General features: G+C 66.0%; 17 protein-coding genes. 5 read left to right on the plus strand and 12 right to left on the minus strand.

The genetic code is table 11. The features are described from left to right. Positions 1 to 57: 57 nt before the first annotated feature. The gene (locus ACQP0C_RS38765) at positions 58 to 1,011 is read left to right on the plus strand and encodes an asparaginase (RefSeq protein ID WP_433728369.1); all 954 of its coding nucleotides are present in this window, start codon (positions 58 to 60) and stop codon (positions 1,009 to 1,011) included. Between the two features lie 175 nt (positions 1,012 to 1,186). Then, entirely contained in the window at positions 1,187 to 1,399 is a 213-nt protein-coding gene (locus tag ACQP0C_RS38770; protein ID WP_420770527.1) for a DUF3073 domain-containing protein, read from the plus strand. Between the two features lie 161 nt (positions 1,400 to 1,560). Here the strand turns inward: ACQP0C_RS38770 and purM are convergent, their stop codons facing one another. The 6 genes from purM to purF form a co-directional block, all read right to left on the minus strand. Beyond that, positions 1,561 to 2,640 (minus strand): phosphoribosylformylglycinamidine cyclo-ligase, encoded by a 1,080-nt coding sequence (purM, locus tag ACQP0C_RS38775; protein WP_433728371.1) that lies wholly within the window; start codon positions 2,638 to 2,640, stop codon positions 1,561 to 1,563. Positions 2,641 to 2,760: 120 nt separating this feature from the next. Then, entirely contained in the window at positions 2,761 to 4,455 is a 1,695-nt protein-coding gene (locus tag ACQP0C_RS38780) for an ABC transporter ATP-binding protein (protein WP_433728373.1), read from the minus strand. Beyond that, the gene (locus ACQP0C_RS38785) at positions 4,452 to 5,582 is read right to left on the minus strand and encodes an ABC transporter permease (protein WP_433728375.1); all 1,131 of its coding nucleotides are present in this window, start codon (positions 5,580 to 5,582) and stop codon (positions 4,452 to 4,454) included. The genes ACQP0C_RS38780 and ACQP0C_RS38785 overlap by 4 nt, the downstream gene beginning before the upstream one ends. After that, the gene (locus ACQP0C_RS38790; RefSeq protein WP_433734778.1) at positions 5,582 to 6,598 is read right to left on the minus strand and encodes an ABC transporter permease; all 1,017 of its coding nucleotides are present in this window, start codon (positions 6,596 to 6,598) and stop codon (positions 5,582 to 5,584) included. Before ACQP0C_RS38790 ends, ACQP0C_RS38785 begins: the two co-directional genes overlap by 1 nt. Before the next feature lie 113 nt (positions 6,599 to 6,711). Next, on the minus strand, positions 6,712 to 8,268 hold the full coding sequence (locus ACQP0C_RS38795; protein WP_433728377.1) for an ABC transporter substrate-binding protein: 1,557 nt from the start codon (positions 8,266 to 8,268) through the stop codon (positions 6,712 to 6,714). Between the two features lie 391 nt (positions 8,269 to 8,659). Next, a complete protein-coding gene (purF, locus tag ACQP0C_RS38800; protein WP_433734779.1) occupies positions 8,660 to 10,219 on the minus strand; it encodes an amidophosphoribosyltransferase in 1,560 nt (519 codons plus the stop codon). A gap of 216 nt (positions 10,220 to 10,435) precedes the next feature. Here purF and ACQP0C_RS38805 point away from each other — a divergent pair, with 216 nt between their 5' ends. Then, the gene (locus ACQP0C_RS38805; RefSeq protein ID WP_433734780.1) at positions 10,436 to 11,704 is read left to right on the plus strand and encodes an ABC transporter permease; all 1,269 of its coding nucleotides are present in this window, start codon (positions 10,436 to 10,438) and stop codon (positions 11,702 to 11,704) included. 69 nt (positions 11,705 to 11,773) lie between these two features. Continuing rightward, entirely contained in the window at positions 11,774 to 12,787 is a 1,014-nt protein-coding gene (locus ACQP0C_RS38810) for an acyl-CoA dehydrogenase family protein (protein ID WP_433728379.1), read from the plus strand. Between the two features lie 10 nt (positions 12,788 to 12,797). On the opposite strand, the gene ACQP0C_RS38815 is transcribed toward ACQP0C_RS38810, so the two are convergent. The 4 genes from ACQP0C_RS38815 to ACQP0C_RS38830 all read right to left on the minus strand — a co-directional run bounded on the left by ACQP0C_RS38815 (position 12,798) and on the right by ACQP0C_RS38830 (position 17,919). Beyond that, entirely contained in the window at positions 12,798 to 14,849 is a 2,052-nt protein-coding gene (locus tag ACQP0C_RS38815) for an ATP-binding protein (RefSeq protein WP_433728381.1), read from the minus strand. A gap of 130 nt (positions 14,850 to 14,979) precedes the next feature. Beyond that, positions 14,980 to 15,384 (minus strand): sterol carrier family protein, encoded by a 405-nt coding sequence (locus tag ACQP0C_RS38820; RefSeq protein ID WP_433728383.1) that lies wholly within the window; start codon positions 15,382 to 15,384, stop codon positions 14,980 to 14,982. Between the two features lie 145 nt (positions 15,385 to 15,529). Next, entirely contained in the window at positions 15,530 to 16,132 is a 603-nt protein-coding gene (locus ACQP0C_RS38825) for a lysostaphin resistance A-like protein (protein ID WP_433728385.1), read from the minus strand. A 35-nt stretch (positions 16,133 to 16,167) separates the two neighbouring features. Beyond that, the gene (locus ACQP0C_RS38830) at positions 16,168 to 17,919 is read right to left on the minus strand and encodes an alpha/beta hydrolase (protein WP_433728387.1); all 1,752 of its coding nucleotides are present in this window, start codon (positions 17,917 to 17,919) and stop codon (positions 16,168 to 16,170) included. Between the two features lie 232 nt (positions 17,920 to 18,151). On the opposite strand from ACQP0C_RS38830, the gene ACQP0C_RS38835 reads away from it, so the two are divergent. Beyond that, positions 18,152 to 18,442, plus strand: coding sequence for a YiaA/YiaB family inner membrane protein (locus ACQP0C_RS38835; RefSeq protein ID WP_433728389.1), 291 nt, complete (start codon positions 18,152 to 18,154; stop codon positions 18,440 to 18,442). An 80-nt stretch (positions 18,443 to 18,522) separates the two neighbouring features. On the opposite strand, the gene ACQP0C_RS38840 is transcribed toward ACQP0C_RS38835, so the two are convergent. Further along, positions 18,523 to 20,301: an alpha/beta hydrolase gene (locus tag ACQP0C_RS38840; protein WP_433728391.1), complete on the minus strand. Its 1,779-nt coding sequence runs from the start codon at positions 20,299 to 20,301 to the stop codon at positions 18,523 to 18,525. Then, the gene (gene purL, locus ACQP0C_RS38845) at positions 20,298 to 22,592 is read right to left on the minus strand and encodes a phosphoribosylformylglycinamidine synthase subunit PurL (RefSeq protein ID WP_433728393.1); all 2,295 of its coding nucleotides are present in this window, start codon (positions 22,590 to 22,592) and stop codon (positions 20,298 to 20,300) included. The genes ACQP0C_RS38840 and purL overlap by 4 nt, the downstream gene beginning before the upstream one ends. Between the last annotated feature and the right edge of the window lie 45 nt (positions 22,593 to 22,637).

Below are 22,637 nucleotides of genomic sequence, written 5' to 3' on the forward strand. Positions count from 1 at the left end.
GCGGGTCGATGACGCGCGCGAGCAGCGCGAGGCGGCCGCGACCACAGGAGCCGAGCTATGACCGTCGAACTCGTCGAGGTCGTCCGCTCGGGCTTCCGCGAATGCGTGCACAGCGGGTCGGTGGTGATCCTGGGCACCGACGGCGAACCGACCCTCGCCCTCGGCGAGGTGCACGTCCCGATTTTCCCGCGCTCCACCAATAAGCCCATGCAGGCGATCACCCTGCTGCGCAACGGTTTCGAACCGCTCGACGATGCGGAACTGGCCATCGCGACCGCTTCGCACTACGGCGAACCGGATCACATCGCGCTGGTCCAGCGTCTGCTGGACCGGTTCGGCTTCGACGAGAAGGCCCTCGAATGCCCGCCGGATCTGCCGCAGGAGGAACGCGCGCGGGCCGCGGCGCTGTACGAATCCGCCGAACCACGCCGGGTGTACATGAACTGCTCCGGCAAGCACGCGGCCATGCTCGCCACCTGCGCCATCAATGGCTGGCCCACCGAGGGCTACCTGGACCAGGCGCATCCGCTGCAGCAATCGGTGATCGCCACCATCACCGACCTCACCGGTGAACCCGAAACCGACCTCGGCATCGACGGCTGCGGACTGCCGATCATCCCGGTCTCGCTGGTGAATCTGGCCCGCGCCTACGCGAACATGGCGACTGCCGACCCCGGGTCGCCGCAGCGCCGGGTCGCCGATGCGATCCGCGCACATCCACGAGTGATTTCCGGCACCAACGCACCCGATCTGCTGACCATGCGGGCGACCCCCGGACTGGTCTGCAAGATCGGCGCGGACGGTGTACACGCGGGCGCGCTACCGGATGGAACGGCGTTCGCGTACAAGATCGCCGACGGTCACGATCGTGCGCGAATCCCCCTGACGCTGGCCATTTTGCATCGCATGGGAGTCGAGTGGTCCGATGCGCACGCCGAACTCGCGGCCCCGCCGGTGCTCGGCGGCGGTGCCAGAGTCGGGGTCATTCGAGCGATCCCCGGGGTGCTCTGAGGGGTCGGCGCGGCGGCGACAACCAGGCAAACGGCACCACTTCGGGAGTTCTTCCCCCACTCCTGGAAGCGCGACCGCCGGACACACGCTAAAGTGTCTGTCAGGAAGAGTATTAATTCGAACGGGGCCGCCAACAAACCCCAGGCCGCCCCGCAGTGACGCGAGGGGGTCAGCCATGGGCCGTGGCCGGGCTAAGGCAAAGCAGACCAAAGTCGCACGCGAGCTGAAGTACAGCTCAGCGCCGACTGACTTCGCGAGCCTTCAGCGCGAGCTTTCGGGTAGCCCCACCTCCCAGCGGAGTGGTGGTGTGCTGTCCGATGAGCACGACGCGGACGAGTCCTCAACCCGTTGGGACGAGGACGACGACTACAACGACTGGCGCCGCTGACTCGAATTCAAACGTCTGAAGGGGGAGGCCGACGGGCCTCCCCCTTCAGGCTTTGACATCGCGTTACCGGACTAGCCACTCGGGGCTTGCAATAACATCAGCGTCCCGCATCGAACGATGCGGGACGCTGATGTGTGTTCTGTTGTGGGACAAGGGACTTCTCAGAAGCGCGGGTGCTCACCCACCAGCACGGCGCGCACCGCGTCGGCGTCCTTGGCCTTCTTGACCGTGCCCAGGGTCCAGCAGGCGATATGCCGCGCGGTCAGCACGGCGAGAGCGCGGTCGACATCCTCGGGTGCCACGACGGCGACCATGCCGACGCCCATATTGAACGTCTTCTCCATCTCGGCCCGCTCGACCCGACCGCGCTGGGCGATCATCTTGAACACCGGCGCCGGGTTCCAGGTGCCGCGGTCCAGTTCGGCGACCATACCCGCGGGCAGCACCCTGCCCAGGTTCGCGGCCAGGCCGCCACCGGTGACGTGGGCGAAGGTGCGCACATCGGTTTCGGCGATCAGCGCGAGGCAGTCCTTGGCGTAGATCTTGGTCGGCTCGAGCAGTTCCTCACCGAGGGTGCGGCCGAATTCCTCGACATGCCCGGTCAGCGACATCCGGTCGATATCGAGCAGCACCTTGCGGGCCAGGCTGTAGCCGTTGGAGTGCAGGCCCGAGGAGCCCATGGCGATCACCACATCGCCGGGGCGCACCCGGTCCGGACCGAGCACCGAATCGGCTTCGACAACGCCGACACCGGTCGCCGACAGGTCGTAGTCGTCGGGATCCATCAGGCCGGGATGTTCGGCGGTCTCGCCGCCGAGCAGCGCGCAGCCCGCCCGGACACAGCCCTCGGCGATGCCGGAGACCAGCTCGGCCACCTTCTCCGGGACGACCTTGCCGATGGCGATGTAGTCCTGCAGGAACAGCGGTTCGGCACCGCAGACCACCAGATCGTCCACGACCATCGCGACCAGGTCGAGGCCGACCGTATCGTGCTTGTCCATCGCCTGCGCGACCGCGATCTTGGTGCCGACCCCGTCGGTGGAGGCCGCGAGCAACGGCTCGCGGTAGCCACCCTTCAGCGCGAACAGTCCGGCGAATCCGCCGAGCCCACCCTGGACCTCGGGTCGGCTGGCCCTCTTCGCCAATGGTCCGAACAACTCGACTGCGCGGTCACCTGCCTCGATGTCCACACCGGACGCGGCGTAGGAGGCACCGGCACCACTGGGGGTCTGTTCAGTCATTTTCGGGGAAAGCTCCAAACCGAATCGGCGGATAGATGCCAGCTCACGCTACCGGAGTCCGATAACGGACTCGGCCGTAGGCACCTTCATATTGTCCACCGCCCGCCTGGTAGATGGCGATCATTCCATCGGCTCGGTGGCGAACAGTGCCGCACTCTCGGCGCGACGCCGCCGCTGCTCCACCGGATCGGGCACCGGCACCGCGGCGACCAGGCGTTGGGTGTACTCCTGCTCCGGATGGCGCAGAATGCGATCACGATCACCCTGCTCGACCACCGCGCCGTCGCGCAGCACCACGATCCGGTCGGCCAGCTGATCGACGACGGCCAGATCGTGGCTGATGAACAGACAGGCCCAGCCGCACTCCTGCTGCAAGGTGCCGAACAGCTCCAGCACCGCCGCCTGCACCGAGACGTCCAGCGCGCTGGTCGGTTCGTCGGCGACCAGCAGGTCCGGATCGAGCACCAACGCCCTGGCCAGACTGGCGCGCTGGCGCTGGCCGCCGGAGAGTTCGTGCGGATAGCGGCGTTCGGTGCCCGCTGGCAGCTGCACGTCATCGAGCAGGTGACGTACCCGGGCCCGGATCTCCTCGGCACTGCCCGCCTTGTGCACGATGAGCGGTTCCGCGACGCAGTCGCCCACGGTGAGCCGCGGATTCAGCGAGCTGGCCGGGTCCTGGAAGACGAAGCCGAAGCGGCGGCGGATCGGCCGCAGCTGCCGTTGCGACAGCTCCGCGATGTTCTGGCCGCGCACCTTGACGACCCCGGAGGTCGGGCGCTGCAGTGCGGCGACGCAGCGGCCGATGGTCGACTTGCCCGAGCCGGATTCGCCGACCAGGCCGAGGGTTTCACCGGGCCGAATGGACAGGCTGACATTGTCCACCGCGCGGAACGGTGGGCGGCCGAACGGTCCGGGGAATTGCACAACCAGATCGCACACCTCGAGCACCGGCTCGGCGGTGCCGACTTCCTTGGCGCCGACTTCCTTGGCGCCGTGTTCCAACTGCCCGGTGCCCAGATGCGGGACGGCCGCGAGCAGTTTGCGGGTGTACTCCTGCTTCGGCGCCGCGAACAGCTCGTCCACCGGTGCCTGCTCGACCACCTTGCCGTCGTGCATCACCACCACCCGGTCGGCGATATCGGCGACCACACCCATGTTGTGGGTGATCAATACGATCGCGCTGCCGATGCGATCGCGCAGATCGCGTAGCAATTCCAGGATTTCGGCCTGCACGGTGACATCGAGTGCGGTGGTCGGTTCATCGGCGATGATCACCTTCGGCTCACACGAGATGGCGATCGCGATCATCACGCGCTGTTTCTGACCGCCGGAGAGCTGATGCGGGTAGTAGTCCACCCGATGTTCCGGATCCGGCAGTCCGACCATGCGCAGCAGTTCGATCGCGCGGGCCTTGGCGGCCTTGCGGCTCATATCGCTGTGCGCCCGCAGTGCCTCGGCGATCTGGAAGCCGACCGTGAACAGCGGATCGAGTGCGCGACCCGGCTCCTGGAAGATCATCGAGATGGCGCCGCCGCGCAGGGCGGTGAGCTGTCGCTCGCTCATCGAGGTGACCTTGTCCGCACCGAGGGTGACCAGCCCCTCGACCCGTGCGGTATTCGGCAGCAGCCCGATCGCGGTGCGCGAACTCACCGATTTTCCCGAGCCGGATTCGCCGACAATGGCCAGCACCTCGCCGGGGAAGACCTCGTAGGAGACATCGCTGACCGCGTAGACGGGTCCGGCGTCGGTGGCGAAGGTGACCGACAGCGATTCGATGGACAGCGCCGGACGCTGCTCGGCTACCACTTCCGTCATCGTGCTGGTCCTTCCCGGTCTGCATCGGTTGTGCCGCCCTGCTCGGCCTCGCCAACGAGATCGAGTTCGGCGGCGGTGAGTTCCGCTGCGGGAACATCTTTTTCGACGACGGTGACGGAATCGCCGGCACCGACGCCGAGGCTGTCGCTGGCGACGGTGCCCGGGCTCAGCGCCCGGCGGGTGCGCAGCAACGGATTGAGCACCTCGTTGAGGCTCTCGCCGACCAGCGTCAGACCGAGTACGACCAGCACGATGGCGGTACCCGGGAAGATGCCGGTCCACCAGATGCCGTTGGAGACATCGGAGAGCGCCTTATTGAGGTCGTAGCCCCATTCGGCGGCCTGGGTCGGCTCGATGCCGAAGCCGAGGAAGCCGAGCGCGGCCAAGGTCAGGATCGCATCGCCCGCATTGAGGGTGACGATGACCGGCAGCGACTGGGTGACATTGGCGAGGATGTGCCGGAACATGATTCGAGTGGTGGACGCACCGGTGACCCTGGCCGCGTCCACATACGGTTCGGTCTTCACCGCGACCGTCGCATTGCGAACCACCCGAAAATACTGCGGCACATAGATCGCCGTAATGGCGACCGACGCCGACAGCACGCCGCCGAAGCTGCTCGACTGTCCGCCCGCGACCACGATGGACACCACGATCGCGAGCAGCAGGGTCGGGAACGCGTAGATGGCGTCCATGAACAATACGAGCACCCGGTCGAGGGCGCGTCCGACATACCCGGACACCAATCCGAGCGGCACCCCGACGACCAATGACATCACCAGCGAGATCGCGATCACCAAAAGCGCGGTGCGGGCACCGAAGATCACCCGGGACAACACATCCTCGCTGCGCACCGATGTACCGAACCAGTGCTGACCCGACGGCGGCTGCTGAGCGACGAAAGCGACACCGTCCGAGGAGTTCTGGGCGAGGCCGTACGGTGCGATCAGTGGTGCGAAGATCGCCACGAATACGAACAGCGCGACCAGACCGAGTCCGACCATCAGCGTCACCCGCTGCAATCCGGCGGTCATGGTGAACAGCCGCAATCCGGGGATCCGCCTGCGCCTGGTCGGCGGTACCGGCGGCACCACCAGTGGTTCGTTCGCCAATTCCGGAGCGGTCATCAGAACCTCACTCTCGGGTCGATCAGCGCGACAATGACATCCACCACGAAGCTGATGACCGCGACGGCCAGCGCCAGGAATGCGACAATTCCCTGCACCGCGATGAAATCACGCTGATGCAGATATTCCGCGAGCTGATAGCCGAGCCCCTTCCATTCGAAGGTGGTCTCGGTGAGCACTGCACCGCCGAGCAGCGTCGCGATATACATGCCCATCACCGTGATGATCGGAATCATCGCGTTGCGCACGGCATGTCGCCCCGTCACCACCCGCGACGAAAGTCCGCGCGCCCGTGCGGCATCGACGAATTCGCTGCGCAGCGTCTGGATCAGATTGACGCGCACCAACCGCAGGAAAATACCCGCGGTCAATAGACCGAGCGCCACCGCGGGCAATATCGCGTGCTTCAGCACATCGATCAGATAACTGCTGTCCCCGTAGAGGATTGCGTCGACCACCATGATGTTGGTCTTCGGCGAGACATGCTGCAGTTGCAGTTCCACCGATGTGCTGGCCCGGCCCGCGACCGGCAGCCACTCCAACTTCACCGCGAAGATCAGCTTGAGCAGCAGGCCGACGAAGAAGACCGGCGCCGCGTAGGCCAGGATGGCGAACAGTCGCAGTCCGGCATCGGCCGTCGAATCACGGTGTGTCGCAGCGTATCTGCCGAGCGGAACACCGACCGCGAAGGCGACCAGCAGCGCCCAGAACACCAGCTCCAGGGTCGCCGCGCCGTAGGTTGTCACCACCTCGCTGATCTGCCGATTGTCCTGGGAGTGCCCGAAATCCCCGTGCATCAGCCCGGAGATGTACTCCCAGTACTGGGTCAGGATCGGCCGGTTCAAACCGGCCGCTTCCTTGCGCACTTCGATCTGTTCCTGGGTCATCCGTCCGCCCATCGCGGCGCTGATCGGATCACCGATCACCCGCATCAGGAAGAACACGACAGTGACCAGGATCCACGCCGTCGGCAGGATCAAGAACAGTCGAATCACCAAATACCGCAATAACGCCAGCTGTCGGGAATCCCCGCCGAACTTCCCGACCCATGGCAGCCCGAAGCGCCGGACCCGATCCGATGCCCGCTTATCCGCGGTGGCAACAGTTTCGGGCCCGGCTTCGCCAGACTTCACTTGCTCAGCACCGTGTACCGGAACTTGAAGGACGCGTCGAGTGTGTCGGTCACACCCTGGACGCTCGGATTCGATACCGCGATCTGCTTACCGGACAGCAGCGGCAGGGTCGGCAGATAGTTCTGCGCGAGATCCTTCTGCACGTCCTCGATCAGCTTGATGCGCTTGGACTTGTCCTGCTCGGTCGTCTCCGCGGTGAGCTGCGAGGTGATCTTCGGCTCCTCGAAGTGCGACTGCAGGAAGTTGTTCGGCGCGAAGAACGGGGTCAGGTAGTCGTCGGCGTCCGGGTAGTCCGGGAACCAGCCGAAGTGATAGAGCGGGTAACCGTCACGGGCCCGTTCCTTCTGGTAGGTGACCCATTCGGTGGATTGCAGATTCACCTTGAACAGCCCGGTCGACTCCAGCTGCGATTTGATCGCCGCGTACTCCTCGGAGCTGCTCGAACCGTAGTGATCGGGGTTGTACTGCAGATTCAGTTCCACCGGCGTCGCGACGCCAGCGCCGGAGAGGAATTTCGCCGCCGCATCCTTATTGGGCTTGGCGCCGTAGAGATCCTTCAGCGGCTCGGCCGCACCCGGCATGCCTTGCGGCACAAAGCCATACGCGGGCTGGTAGGTGTTCTTGTAGACACCCTCGGCCAGCGCGGGTCGGTCGATCGACGAGGCGATGGCCTTGCGCACCGCCAACTTCTGCTCCGGAGTTCCGCCCGGCATGGTGTTCAGATTGAAGACGATATAGCGCAGCTCACCGCCGGGACCGTCCGACACCTTGACCTTGCTGTCCTTGCGCAGCGATTCGACATCGGTCGGCGTGAAGGAACGGTAGGCGACATCGAGTGCCCCGCTCTGCAGATCGAGCTTCATATTGTCCGAGGTCGCGTAGTACTTGGTGGAGACCTGCGAGGTCTTCGGCGTGCCGAGGATGCCCTTGTAGTCCGGGTACGCCTTGTACTCGACCAGCTTGTTCTTGTCGTAGCTGGCGATGGTGTACGGGCCCGAGTAGCCCTTGGTCTTCACCACATCCTCGTCCGGCAGCACCTTATTGGCCGGGAAAACCTTCTCGTCCACGATCGGACCGGCCTGGGTCGGCAGAATCGCGGGGAAGGTCTGGTCGTTGGCGACCTTCAATGTGAAGTTCACCGTCAGGTCGTCGACGATCTCGGTCTTCTCGAGATTGCCCAGCAGCGAGGCGGGACCGTTGGGGTCATTAATGCCGAGCATGCGATCGAAGGAGAACTTGACGCTCTTGGCGGTCAGCGGGTTCCCATTGGCGAACTTCAGCCCCGACTTCAGCTTGCAGGTGTACACCGTCGGCGAGCTGAACTCGCACTTCTCCGCGGCGTCGGGCTTCGGGGTGGCATCGCCGGGCGCGAAATTCAGCAGATACGAATAGATCTGGGTTTCGACCAGCAGCGAGCCGTTGTCGTAGGCCGCCGCGGGATCGAGCGAGAAGATCTTGTCGGTGGTGCCCGCCACCAGTCCGGCTCCGTCGCCACCACCGCCGGTGCGTCCCGAACCGCATCCGGCGATCGCCGATACGGCCAATGCCGCCATCCCGACCGCCGCAATTCGTCGGGTCCGAACCCTTCGCCCAGGCTTCCTTGAAACCAACATCAGGCCCCACTTCTCGAGCGCGCCACGCCGCGTGTTCTGGATCACAGGACCGCGGACGGCGCGGTGAACTTCCGATATGTCGGGCACCGTACCCAGGATCCATTTCTGGGATGTTGCGTTTTCAAAGAAAAAATCACTGAGGTGTCAGCGGCCGTTGCGCAAGGTGCGCAGGCAAGGCCGGATCACCGGACGAATGACCAGGTTCCCACCGAAACCGGCGTTGTGGCGTCTCGAGGAGGCCATGGCACTCCGGCGGACAGATAAGGCACGAGACCCCGAACAAGATCGAACCCCCCGGCTGCCGCCGAGGGGTTCGGATCGTTCTTCTTCGTCAGGGACGGCTCAGCGCGCTCGCATTCGCGTTCTCGCTCAGCAGCATTGCCTCCGACTGTCCGGTGAGCATGCCCTCGAGTACGTTCTTGCCGATGGCCGCCTCGGTGGGCAGCGGAATCGGGTAATTGCCGTCGAAACAGGCGCTGCACAGCCGCGAGCGCGGCTGCTCGGTGGCGGCGATCATGCCCTCGGTGGAGATATAGCCGAGGGTGTCCGCGCCGATGGAGCGGCGCACCGCCTCCACCATGTCCTCGTAACTGTCATCGGCGCCCGCGCCATTGGCGATCAGCTCCGCGCGCGAGGCGAAGTCGATGCCGTAGAAGCACGGCCACTTCACCGGCGGCGAGGCGATGCGCACGTGGATTTCCACCGCGCCCGCCTCCCGCAGCATCCGGATCAACGCGCGCTGGGTATTGCCGCGCACGATCGAATCGTCGACCACGATGAGCCGCTTACCGCGGATCACCTCGCGCAGCGGATTCAGCTTGAGCCGAATGCCCAGCTGACGGATGGTCTGACTCGGCTGGATGAAGGTGCGCCCGACATAGGCGTTCTTCATCAGGCCCTGACCGTACGGCACACCGGAGCCCTGGGCGTATCCGACCGCGGCAGGGGTGCCCGACTCCGGCACCGGGATCACCAGATCCGCCTCGACCGGATGCTCCTTGGCCAGGCGACGGCCGATCTCGACGCGGGCGGCGTGCACCGAGCGACCGGAAATGGTGCTGTCGGGACGGGCCAGGTAGACGAATTCGAAGACGCAGCCCTTGGGCTCGGGATTGGCGAAGCGCATGGACCGCACGCCGTCGGCGTCGATCGCCAGCAGTTCGCCCGGCTCGATCTCCCGGACGAAGGCCGCACCGACGATATCCAGCGCGGCGGTCTCACTGGCAACGACCCAGCCACGCTCGAGCCGACCGAGGCACAGCGGGCGAACGCCGTGCGGATCCCGCGCGGCGTAGAGCGTGTGCTCGTCCATGAAGGTCAGGCAGAACGCGCCCTTCAGGGTCGGCAGCAGCTTCATCGCGGCCTGTTCGATGCTCGAATCCGCGGCGGCGTGCGCCAGCAGCGCGGTCATCACATCGGAGTCCGAGGTCGCGGTGATCGGCGCGGGCCGACCGCCGGAGACCGGCGGCATGCCGATCAGCCCGAGTTCCCGTGCGCGGGCGCTCAATTCGGCGGTGTTCACCAGATTTCCGTTGTGGCCCAACGCGAGTCCGGAACCGACCGCGGTGGTGCGGAAGATCGGCTGCGCGTTCTCCCAGGTGGTGGAGCCGGTGGTGGAGTAGCGGCAGTGGCCGACGGCGATATGACCCGGCATCGCGGCCAGGGTCTGCTCGTCGAAGACCTGGCTGACCAGACCGAGATCCTTGAAGACCAGAATTTGCGAGCCATCGGAGACGGCGATGCCGGCGGCCTCCTGGCCGCGGTGTTGCAGCGCGTACAAGCCGTAGTACGTGAGCTTGGCCACATCCTCGCTCGGCGCCCAGACTCCGAACACACCACACTCTTCGCGTGGTTCGTTCTCGACCTGATCGGGGGTTGTTTCGACCGGCATTTCGGCGTTGGTCACCGTTTGCTCCCTGTTCGGGCGGGCTGTGCGCAATGGCCATTCTACGGGTGCATCCTGCGCGGCGGTCACCGCCACCACGTCCGTACAGCAATCGCCGAGCGATGGTGCCGTTTCTCGGCCCTACCCGGTGCTACCGTGCCAGCCGTGACGACTACGGACGGCAGGGGAACCGCTGCGTCGGACCGGCGCTTCACCGCGCGCATGTGGCTGGCCCCGATCGCGGTACTGACCCTGTTCATGGCGCTGCTCGGCACGATGTATCTCGATTATGTCGTCGATCCGGAGAAGAACCTGCACGACTTTCCGATCGCACTGGTGAATCAGGATGTCGGTGACACCATCGGCGCTCCGGGTCAGCAGCAGCAGGTCAACTTCGGCAACCAGATCACCGACGCGCTGCGTCAGGGCATCCCGGCGGACAAGGTCGATCTGCAGGTGCTCGGCATCAACGAGGCCCAGCTGAAGATGCAGTCGGGCGCGGTGTACGGAACCATCCTGATTCCAAGCGATTTCAGCAAGCGCCTCGGCATTCTCGGCGTCGGCAGCGTGGTGCCCGGTGATATCCAGCGCCCGACGCTCACCCTGCAGACCAATCCGCGCAGTGGCGCGTTCGTCACCGAGATCGTCACCACCATCGGCACCAGGGCGCTGACCCAGGTGAACGAACAGGTGGGCAAGCAGCTGACCGAACAGGTCCGCGCGCAGTTGACAGCGCCGCCCGGCGGCGCGCCCGCGCCCGAGTTGACCGGTGCGACCCGGCTGGTGCTCGCGGATCCGGTGCAGATCGTCATCACGCCGTTCCGTCCGCTGCCCTCGGGCACCGGACAGGGGCTGACCGCGTTCTTCTACGCGCTACTGCTCCTGCTCGCCGGGCTGGTCGGTTCGATGACCATCCACACCATGATCGATGCCGCGCTCGGTTTCGTGCCCACCGAATACGGCCCGTGGTACGTGCATTTTCCGGCCACCCCGATCTCCCGTTTCAATACGCTGCTGATCAAATGGGGTGTGATGGTGATCACCGCGAATATCGTCGCGGGGGTTTTCCTTGGTGTGGCGCGATTGCTCGATATGCCGATCGACCATCCACTCACCCTGTTCCTCTATAGCGCGGTGGCCATCATCGCGGTCGGGATCACCGGGCTGTCGGTATTGGCGGCGCTCGGATCGGCCGGACTGCTGGTCAATCTGATCCTGTTCATCATCCTCGGCCTGCCCTCCTCCGGCGGCACCGTGCCGATCGAGGCGACGCCCAGATATCTGGGCTGGCTGGCGAAATTCGAGCCGATGCACCAGGTCTTCGTGGGTGTGCGCGCCATTCTCTACTTCGATGCGAACTTCTCGGCGGGGCTCTCGCGCGGGGTGTGGATGGCGGTGATCGGGCTCGCGATCGGGCTGGTGCTGGGCACCCTCGTTACGCGGTACTACGACTACCGGGGCTTGCATCGGCGCGCTACGGCACGCGGCTGAGGCCGGGTTCGGCCGGGGCCGACGGTGGACGGTGTGACGCGCTGTGCGGAATGCACCAAGATGGTGTTTGTGAATTCGTGGATCGAACACGCGCAGTATCTGGCCGATGAAGTATTCGCACCACAGGCCGACGCCGTCGACCGCAGCGGTGAGATTCCGCCCACACATTTCGACCTACTCGCCGAATACGGGTTCTACGGCGCGACCATGGCAGACGATATGGATATCGCCACCTTCACCACCGCCGGCGAGATCCTGGTCGCCGGATGTCTGGCGACCACCTTCGTCTGGGCGCAGCATCTCGGGGTCGCCCGCCGGGTCGCCAACTCACCGAATCTCGAACTGCGGGAACGACTTACCGAGGATCTGCGGCGCGGGCGGGTGCGCTCGGGGGTGAGTTACGCTGGCGCGAACGATGAACCGGGATTGATCGCCCGACGCATCGACGGTGGCTATCTGCTCAACGGCACCGCACCCTTTGTCACCGGGTGGGGCCTGGTGGACGTCCTCGGCGTAATGGCGCGCGATGCGGACGATGCGGGATCGTTGGTCAGCGTGCTGGTACCCGCCGAAGCGGGACCCGCATTGCACGCCACCCCGCTGCCCCTCATCGCCGCCGATGCGAGCAAAACCGTTTCGCTGAACTTCGACGGTGTGCTGATTCCCGATTCCGCTGTGGAGAACCGAATTCCGCTGCGCAACTTCCACGCCACCTTCATCCTGGCCGCGTGGCGCAATGGCGCGCTCGCCCTCGGTGTCGTGCGCCGCTGCCTCGCCGAACTCGCCCGCCTCGGCGTCGACACCACCGCGCTGGCCGCCGAATCCGCCCGCATCCGAACCGAACTCGACGATGCGCTCACCGGACAGTCGGATGTCTACCTGGCCCGCGCCCGCGCCTCCGAACTCGCCGTACGCACCGCCACCGCCCTGGTCACCGCCACCGGCAGCGCGGCCGTCACCCGCGGCAATCACGCCGAACGCTCGCTGCGCGAGGCCACCTTCACCTTGGTCTTCGGCTCCCGCCCGGCCATCAAAGCCGCCCTACTGAACCGCCTCACTCGACCGAGTCACGTGGTTGTCTGAGATGTTCGCGCTAGCCAGCACTCGCCCCCGCATCCTCGGCTTCGGATTGTTCGCCCAGGCGCATGGCGTAGACGCGATCCAGAAAGTCGCGGTGCGCGCGCAGCGTCGAGTCGAGTAATTCGCGCCAAGTCCTGCGATCGACGCGGTGGTCGCTGAGCAGCGAGGACAGCGAGGCGGGCCGAAGCTTATCGATATGGTCGACAATGAAGGTGAGTCGACGGCGCGGGAATTGCTCACCGATGCGGGGATTTTCATCGAGGAAGGTGTCGAGCGCGTAGAGGTAGTTGATCGCGCGGTTGTACTCCTCATCGGTGAGGTGGTAGTCCATCCGCTTGATCTCGACGATCCACAGCTCGCCCGCATCGTGCAGTAGTACGAAATCCGGCTCCCGCTTCTCGCTGCCGATTGCGGTGGTGACCAGGACCGCGCCGAATTTCTGCTTGTACCACCGTTCGAAGCTGGCGCGGACCCGCTTCAGCGATTCGTTCATGCCCAGCGGTGTCCATTCGGGTGCCAGCAGCCAGGGCGCCCGTTCGATCAACTCCTGAAAGGGGCGCTCCAGCGATCGGCGGTCGTCGACGAGGCTTTGCAGTCGATCCACTACCGCCACCCGCTCGGAGGCGATCTGGCCGAGGGAATACACCTCGGCCACCCGGGCGGTCTCGAACAGGGCGACAACGACATCGAGTCGGTTATCGGTGTCCTCGGCAACCTCCTTCAGCGTTTCCAGCAGGCTGCGCTGCGGACCGAGCGAGAGGGCGAGCCGCACGATGCTGTCGATATGGCCCGGATCCTCCAGCGCGGCACGATCCTTGTTGTTCACCAGGATCCGGGCGGCATCCATCACCGACTCGCGAAACATCCGATCCTGCGGCGCGATCGACTGCAGGGTTGCCAGAATGCCGGACTTCTCGACGAACTCCTCCCACACCCGGCGCTTGACCGAACCTTCCCCGAGCCGCCCGAGTTCGCGCACGAGATTGCGGCCCCAGGCCGAAAGTGCCTCACCGCGTTCGGAATTCCAGATGATGTCCTGGCGGTCCGAGCGGACCAGGTCTTCCTCATCGTCCAACCAGTTCACATGCACCGCGCCGACCAGGTAGGAACGCAATTTGAATTCCCCGGTGAAACCGGCCGGAATGCCGAAGTCGCGAGTCTGTGCGACCAATTTGCCGCGCGCGTAGATCCGGACACCGGCCATGGCCTCGTCGCGATAGGGGTGTTTGGAGTAGGCCGCCCAGCCGGTCACCGGCAGGAAGCGGTCGCCGATCCACACCGGCCGCTTCGCGACATCGATCCTGGTCTCCTCCATGACATCGACGGGCAGATCACGCAGCACGAACTTCTGCGGCGCGGCGCGCTCGGCAATGCTGTTGTGCACCTGCACCTGCCAGTCGGCGCGTTCCAAGCCGAAGCGCGCGGCCAGTTGCCGACTCAATTCGGGACCGGAACCGACACGCTTGCGCAGAAAGTCGCGCAGGATGACCGTGGTGCCCCGCTCGGTGCTGAATGTGCCGTCCCGCGGTCCGGGACGCGGATGGTAGTCGCGTTCGGTATCGGAGAGCATTTCGTCGAGGTTCATCACGATATTCGCTACCGGCCAACCCTTTTCGGTGCGCTCGGCATCCGTGCCGCCCACCGACACCACCTCGATGGTGCGGCAGATGCCGAACGGCGCGAGTTTGCCGATGCCCTTGCGGCCCATGACCGGCCGTTCCAGCCGCCGCGACAGATCGGTGCCGACGCGCACTCGCCGATCCGAGCCGACCATCAGATAGTGGGCGTTGATCTCCGCGGATGTCATGCCATGTCCGTTGTCGCGCACCACAATTCGATACGGCTCGTGGTCGGCGGCGTGGATGGTGCCCGCGAGCGTCACGCCCCACGGCAGCGCGACCTCGACCCTGGTGGCATCGGCGTCGTAGGAGTTGGCAATGAGTTCGGCGAGCACCGCGGAGACGCGGTCGTAGAGCCGAATGCCGAGCTTGTCGATCGTCAAGCGGCTGATTCGCATCGTGTACTTGTGCGAATAGTCGGTGTGATCGGTGATCGTGGTGTCCATGGTGGCCCCCATTCAGCCGAACGGTTTGCTGTGCGTCCGCTCGAACCAATCCTCGTCCGCATGGTTGTCGAGGGCCTGAACTTCCGACCACCAGTTCATAACGGGCGGTACGGTTCTGGCGACTACCCGATCACGATCGTCGGTCCGCGGCGGGGTGGGCGATGGGGAGCCAATGGGCGACTTCGGCGGCTCGGCTGCCGGAGGCGTTGACGGTGCCCTCCGCCACCGCGGCGTCGAAGTCGAGCAGGCCGGTGGCGAGCAGCAGCCAGGTGCGCGGATCGGTTTCGACGACGTTCGGTGGTGTGCCCCTGGTGTGCCGCGGTCCCTCGATGCACTGCACCGCGACGAACGGTGGGACGCGAACCTCGACGGAATGGCCGGGTGCGGAGCCGGCCAGGGTACGGGCGGTGGTGCGGACCGCGGCGGCGAGTTCGGGCCTGGTGGGTGCTGGCGTCGAATCGTCGCGCAGCCAGGCACTGACCGCCGCGACCGCCGCTCGTAGTTCCGCTGGATCCACCGTTGCTCGTCCCGCCACGATGCCGAGACTACTGCCGGGCTCCGACAGCGCCGCTGCGCCGGGCGGTAGCGCGTCTCAGCCGACAGCGAATCGGTGTGACGCGAGGCAGCGTGGTCCGCCGCTCGCCTATGACCAGCCGCTACGTGACAGCGGCCGAAGCCGGTCAACTGTTCGGCGAACGAGCCGCAGCGAGGTGCGGCGCGAGTGCACCACCGGCGTTCACGGCGAAGTGCAGCAGCGCGGGGGCGGTGGCACTGTCGGTGCGGCGGCGCAGCAGATCGAACACGAGACCACCGGCTGCGGTCGCGGCAATCGATGCGGGAACGCTGTCGCCCGCGGCGCGGGCGGGCCGGATATGCCAGAGACCGAAGGTCAGCGCTCCGATCAACGCACCACGGCATGGTCCGAAATCGTTGTCCAACAATCGATTCAACGTTGCACGGAAGACGAGTTCCTCGCTGTAGACGGTACCGATCGGAATATGTACCGCGATCCACTCACCGAGCGGGACGTCCGGGGCGCGGTCGACGAAGCCGCCGAGGCGATCGCGAATCGCTGGAATGGCAACGGCCGCACCGTAACCGGCGGCGACCACGCCCGCCGCGGCGAGCCCACAACCGAGGCCGCGCGCGGACAGCCAGTTCGGTCGGCCCCGGAACATCAGTGCGTAGCCGGTCGCGAATCCGGCATTGGCGGCCGTGCGGCCGGGCAGCTCCAGGTCCAGACGCGGCAGCACCCAATTGCTCCACGCCAACGGAATACCCACGGCAACAATGGTTTTCACGAAACGGCCGAATGACGTCATTTTGTCTCGCGCTCGTAATCCTCGGCGGCATCGAGCTGTGTCCGGATCTTGTCGGACAGTTCCACGGTCCAATCCGGCGGTGCGGCAACGGCGATCCAGCCGTCGAGCACCAGGCTGCCGTACCGATGCCCGTGCCCGTCGGTGACACCCTGCGCATTGGACAGATCGCAGGTCACCTGCCAGAAGGTGACGAACGGCCACCAGCGCATCTGCGAGGAGACATCGGAGCCGCGTGGCTCGGAAAGCCAATCCGGTTGGGAGAAGATCAGATCCGAGGACCACCAGACGATCGGGTCCGACGCGTGTTGCAGATAGGCGATGCGCGGGGCGCGCCATTCGGTCGATGGCCGCGCCAGATCGGCACTATCGGAGGCGAATCGGACCACCAGACCGTCGGCGTAGAGCGGCTCGACCTCTCGGGAACCGGGATCGCGGCGCGCAACGAACTGCTCCCACAGTCGATTCGAATTCGGCGGCCCGACCCACAGCGCACCGTCGATCTTCGACCGCAGATCGGCGAGTCCGTCGAAGGCCGCCTCCGAGCCCTGCGAACCGAGACTCTCGCCATAGACGAGCAATTTCGGCCGCGCCTGCTCCGGCCGCACCGACCAATGCTCGTACACCGCGTCGAAGAGCCGCTTACCCGCATCCGTCGCCTTGCCGCGGTCGGCGAGAAACGACAGCACACTGGGCAGATACGAATACTGTGAGGCCACGATGGCGGTATCGCCGCCGTACATGTACTCGATGGCACCGGCCGCCATGGAATTCACCCAGCCGGTACCGGTGGTGGTGACCACCACCAACACCTTCCGGTCGAACGCACCCGTGCGCTCCAGTTCGGAGACCGCGAGTTCGGCCCGCGCATCGCCGCTCTGCGCCGACTCCAGACCCACATAGGCCCGGATCGGCTCGCGCGCGGGCTTACCGGTGATCGAGGCGATCCTGGCGGCGGAGGGACCGTGCGAGACGAACCAGCGGCCCTCGAAACCGAGCGAATCCCAGGTCGCCAGCGATGCCGGACTGCCCGACCGCTCGGGCTGCACCGGCTGGATCGCATTCGGCGAGGTGTGATCGTTCTGCACGCTGAACGCCGAGTTCGCCACCGCGAAGAAGGCACGCGAGGCCACACCGTTGAACACGGTGACGGTCAGTATCACCAGGACCAGGAATCCGGCCGATGGCGCCAGCTCACGCGGCACCCGCACCCAGCGGTTGAGCTGGCGGGCCAGGAACCGGATGATCTCGCGCAACGTCCGGTAGGCCGCGACCACCCCCGCACCGACCGCGATGCTGAGCAATCCGGTGCGCAGATAGGCCGGGGTGGTGGTGCCCTCCATCCCCATCAGCGCGGTGATCTCGCGCTGCCAGCGCGCCGACTGCACCAGCATGAACGCCGCGGTCACGGCGGCGGTGAAGAGGATGGCGGACTTCACCGCGTAGCGCACCCAGGTCGGCGGCGGCGCGATCCGACCGCGCAGCCGTTCGGCCAGCCGCGGCCGGGCCCACAGGCGCAACAGCCACTCCAGCACACAGCCGAGGCCGTAACCGAGCGCGGCATTGATACCGCTGATCAGACCTTGGAACAGCCAGTCGCGCGGTACCAGCGACGGTGTCACCGACAGCGCGAAGAAGATCGTCGCGAAGACCAGTCCGACATAGTTGAGATCGATGATGTCCTCGGCGCGCCGCACCACCACGATGCCGCGCGCACGCAGCTTCGTCAGGGGGGTGTCGGAGTCGAGCATCGGTCAGCGAGACGGCGCGATGCCCAGATCGTGGCGGTCCGGATCGGGCACGGGCGACAACGGGTCCGTAGCGATCTTCACAGGAACAGTATGCGGGCTGTGTCCAATTGCAGCGCCCGCGGATCGGCCGACACCACGTGTCGACCCGTGTGGACGTAATCGGCAACTACCCACAGCGCTCGAGTAGATGTACGCGGTTGCGTGCTACCACGATTCAGCAGACTCGGTACCCATGAGCACTCCCAATGCCCAGCCGAAAACCACCTCGGCCTTTCTCGCGCAAGCCGCGATCGCGTTCGGTGTCAGCTTCTTCGGGACCGGCGTCGGCATCTTCTATCTCCCATTGGATATCGCGCAGCGCGGCTTCCTCGGCATGTCCGTGCTGTTCCTGGTGTCGAGCACCTTCACCCTGGCGAAGGTGGTTCGCGACCAACAGGAGGCGGCGACCATCAGCCGCCGCCTGGACGAGGCGCGGATGGAGAAACTGATCGCGGAGCACGATCCGTTCAAATCCGTCGGCTGAGGGCGCACCTGGGCGAGCCCGGCGACGCGGGGTTCGGGCCCGTCCAGGGGCGTAGCCTGCCGAGCACCCATCGACCCACGCTATTTCAATTGATGCTCGCGGGCCGCGGAGATCGCCAGATAATCCCGGATCCGGTCCACCACATCGGCCGACCAATCCGGAGGTTGCGCGATCGCGGCCCACCCGTCGAGCACCAGATCGCCGTAGTTGTGCCCATGTCCGTCGCTGACCCGCTGGGCATTGGGCAGATCCGCGGCGACCTGCCAGAACGTGACGATCGGATACCACGCCATCCGCGAGGACACATCGGGACCGCGCGGCTCGCGCAGCCAATCCGGTTCGGAGAAAAGCAGATCCGGCGACCACCAGATCACCGGATCGGAGGCGTGCTGCAGATAGGCGATCCGGGGCGGCAGCCAGGTATCCCCAGGCTTCCACAGGTCCCCGCGACCGTCGGCGAAGCGCACCACCAGTCCGTCGGCATAGGTCGGCAGGATCTCCGGTGTGCCGGGATCGCGGCGGGCGGTGACTTCGCTCCACAGCCGGTTGGAATTCGGCGGTCCCACCCACAGCACGCCATCGGTGCGCGAGCGAATATCGGCCAGGCCGGTGAACGCGCCCTCGGAGCCCTGTGAGCCCAGGCTCTCGCCGTAGACGAGCAATGTGGGCCGCGCCCCTTCCGGCCGCGCCGACCAGTGCTCATAGACCTTGTCGAAGACCAGCTTTCCCATCCGGGTGGCCTTGTCCTTATCCGACAGGAACGACAGCACACTGGGCAGATACGAATACTGGGTCGCGGCGATCGCGGTATCGCCGCCGTACATCAGCTCGATGGATTCGGCACTGGTCGAATCGACCCAGCCGGTGCCCGTCGTCGTCACCACCACCAGCACCTTGCGCTCGAATGCGCCGGTGCGCTCCAATTCCGCCGCCACCAACTCGGCCTGCGCCTGCGGGCCGTCGGCCGACTCCAGACCGGCGTAGACCCGAATCGGTTCGCGCGCCGGCTTCCCGGTGACCTGGCTGATCGCCGCGGCGGTCGGCACGAACGAGACGAACCAGCGGCCCTCGGAGCCGAGGGTGTCCCAGGCCGCCAACGAGTTCGGACTGCCGGAACGCTCGGGCAGTTGCGGCTGTACGGCATTCGGCGAGGTGTTCCCGTTGCGCACGCTGAACGCCGAATTCGCCACATCGAAAAAGACCTTGGTGAGTACGCCGTTGAACAGCAGCACCGCCGCGACGACCACGATGAGCACGCCGGTCGGCACGGCCAGCGGGCGCGGAAAGTGGGCGCGCCGGATCAACTCGAACGCGATCGAACGAACGATCCTGCGCAGGGCGCGAAACACGCCGATGGCTATCGCACCGACCACTGCGCTCAACGCGCCGGTGCGCAAAAAGCTGGAGGTCGTGATCGGTTCCATGGCCATGAGCGCGGTGATTTCGCGCTGCCACCGGGCCGACTCGACCAGCAGAAACACCCCGACGCCGAGACAGGCCAGCACGATCGTGGTCTTGACCGCACCCGAGAGCCACTTCGGCCGACGCGCCCACTGTCGCGTCACCGATGCGGGCAGCTGAGCGAGCTTGCGACGCAACGGCTTGCGTATCCACTTGCGGTACACCCACTCGAACAGAGAGCCGACGCCATAGCCGATGGCCGCGTTGATACCGCTGACCAGCCCCTCGAATAGCCAATCGCGCGGCAGCAGCGAGGGTGTCAGCGACCAGCCGAAGAACACCGTTGCCACGATGATCCCGACATAATTCGGATGGAAAAAGCGCTCGACGGCGCCGACAATCCTGCCGACGCCGTCGCGTAGGGCTACCGAGACCTCACCAGCCTCCGGCGCGCTCAAACGGCACTGGCTCCGAACAGCTTCGGCAGCGTGCCCTCGTGCGCCTCGCGCAATTCGTCCAGGGTGATCGAGAACTGACCCTGCACCTCAACGGAATCCGAACCCTGATCGACCACACCGATGCGCACCCACGGCAATTCGCGCGCGGTGCACATCTTGGTGAAGCGAGTCTCCTCCGAGCGCGGCACCGCGACGAGCACCCGGCCCGCCGATTCGGAGAACAGCTGCACGAACGGATCCGAACCCTCGGGCAGCAGGACGCGGCAGCCGGTTTCACCCGCGAGCGCGGCCTCGACGACGGTCTGGATCAGGCCGCCCTCCGAAAGGTCGTGCGCCGCACTGATCATGCCGTCGCGCGATCCGGCGGTCAGCACCTCGGCCAGCAGCTGTTCTCGGGCGAAGTCGACCTTGGGCGGCACGCCGCCGAGGTGGTCGTGGGCGACCTGCGACCAGATCGAGCCGCCGAATTCGTCGGCGGTCTCGCCGAGCAGGATCAGCGTCTCGCCCGGCTCGAGGCCGAGGCCGGTCGGAATGCGCCGGTGCACATCGTCGATGACGCCGAGCACACCGACCACCGGGGTCGGCAGGATGGCGTCCTGACCGGTCTGGTTGTAGAAGCTGACATTGCCGCCGGTGACCGGAATGCCAAGGGCCACACAGCCGTCCGCGAGACCGCGCACGGCCTGCTGGAACTGCCACATCACGCCCGGATCCTCGGGGGAGCCGAAGTTGAGGCAGTTGGTGACGGCCTTCGGCGTCGCACCGGTGGTGGCCACGTTGCGGTAGGCCTCGGCCAGCGCGAGCTGTGCGCCGGTGTACGGGTCCAGCTTGGTGTAGCGGCCCGACGCGTCGGTGGCCAGCGCGATACCGCGGCCGGTCTCCTCATCGATCCGGATGACACCGGCATCGGCGTGTTCGGCGAGCACGGTGTTGCCGCGGACATAGCGGTCGTACTGCTCGGTGATCCACCTGCGGCTGCACAGCTGCGGGCTGGCGATCATCTGCAGCACGGTGGCGCGCAATTCCTCCGCCGTCTTCGGCCGGGGCAGGGTGTCCGGGGTGTCGGCGATCAGCGCGTCCTGGAAGTCCGGCCGCTGTACCGGGCGCTCGTAGACCGGGCCCTGGTGCGCGACGGTGCGCGGCGGCACATCGACGACGGTCTCGCCGTGCCAGCTGATCACCAGCCGGTCGCCATCGGTGACCTCACCGATGACCGTGGCCAGCACATCCCACTTGTGGCAGACGGCCATGAACGCGTCCACGTTCTCCGGCGTGACGACCGCGCACATGCGCTCCTGCGATTCGCTGGAGAGCACCTCGGCCGGGGTCATCCCCTTGGCGCGCAGCGGCACCTTGGTCAGATCGATATGCATGCCGCCGTCGCCGGCGGCGGCGAGTTCGGAAGTGGCGCAGGACAATCCGGCACCGCCGAGGTCCTGGATGCCGACCACCAGCTTGGCCGCGTACAGCTCGAGACAGCACTCGATGAGCACCTTCTCGGCGAACGGGTCGCCGACCTGCACACTCGGCAGCTTCTTGCGGCCGGTCCCGGATTCGTCACCGGAGAAGGTGTCCGAGGCCAGCACCGAAACACCGCCGATGCCGTCGAGACCGGTGCGCGCGCCGAACAGGATGATCTTGTTACCCGTGCCGGAGGCGAAGGCCAGATGCAGATCCTCGACCCGCATCACGCCCGCGCACAGCGCGTTAACCAATGGGTTGCCCTGATATGAGGCGTCGAAAACGGTCTCGCCGCCCACATTCGGCAGCCCGAGCGAGTTCCCGTAGCCGCCGACACCACGCACCACGCCGTCCACGACGCGCCGGGTATCGGATGCGTCCGCCGCACCGAAGCGCAGCTGGTCCATGACCGCGATGGGCCGCGCGCCCATGGCCATGATGTCGCGCACGATGCCGCCGACGCCGGTGGCCGCGCCCTGATACGGCTCCACATAGGAGGGGTGATTGTGGCTTTCCACCTTGAAGGTGACCGCCCAGCCGTCGCCGACGTCGACGACGCCCGCGTTCTCACCGATGCCCGCCAGCATCGAGGATTTCATCTGCTCGGTGGTGGTCTCGCCGAAGTAGCGCAGATGCACCTTCGAGGACTTGTAGGAGCAGTGCTCGCTCCACATCACCGAGTACATGGCGAGTTCGGCGTCGGTGGGCCGGCGGCCGAGGATTTCCTTGATCCGCGCGTACTCGTCGTCCTTGAGACCGAGCTCCTTGTACGGCTGCGGGGCATCGGGAGTCGCTGCGGCTGCGCTGACGGTGTCGACCTGCGGAGTCACGGAGTACCAGGGTCCTTTCGGGCCGGAGCGCGAAGCTGGGGATTC

It is taken from the genome of Nocardia sp. CA-129566 (assembly GCF_050956075.1).
In the GTDB taxonomy this organism is placed as follows: domain Bacteria; phylum Actinomycetota; class Actinomycetes; order Mycobacteriales; family Mycobacteriaceae; genus Nocardia.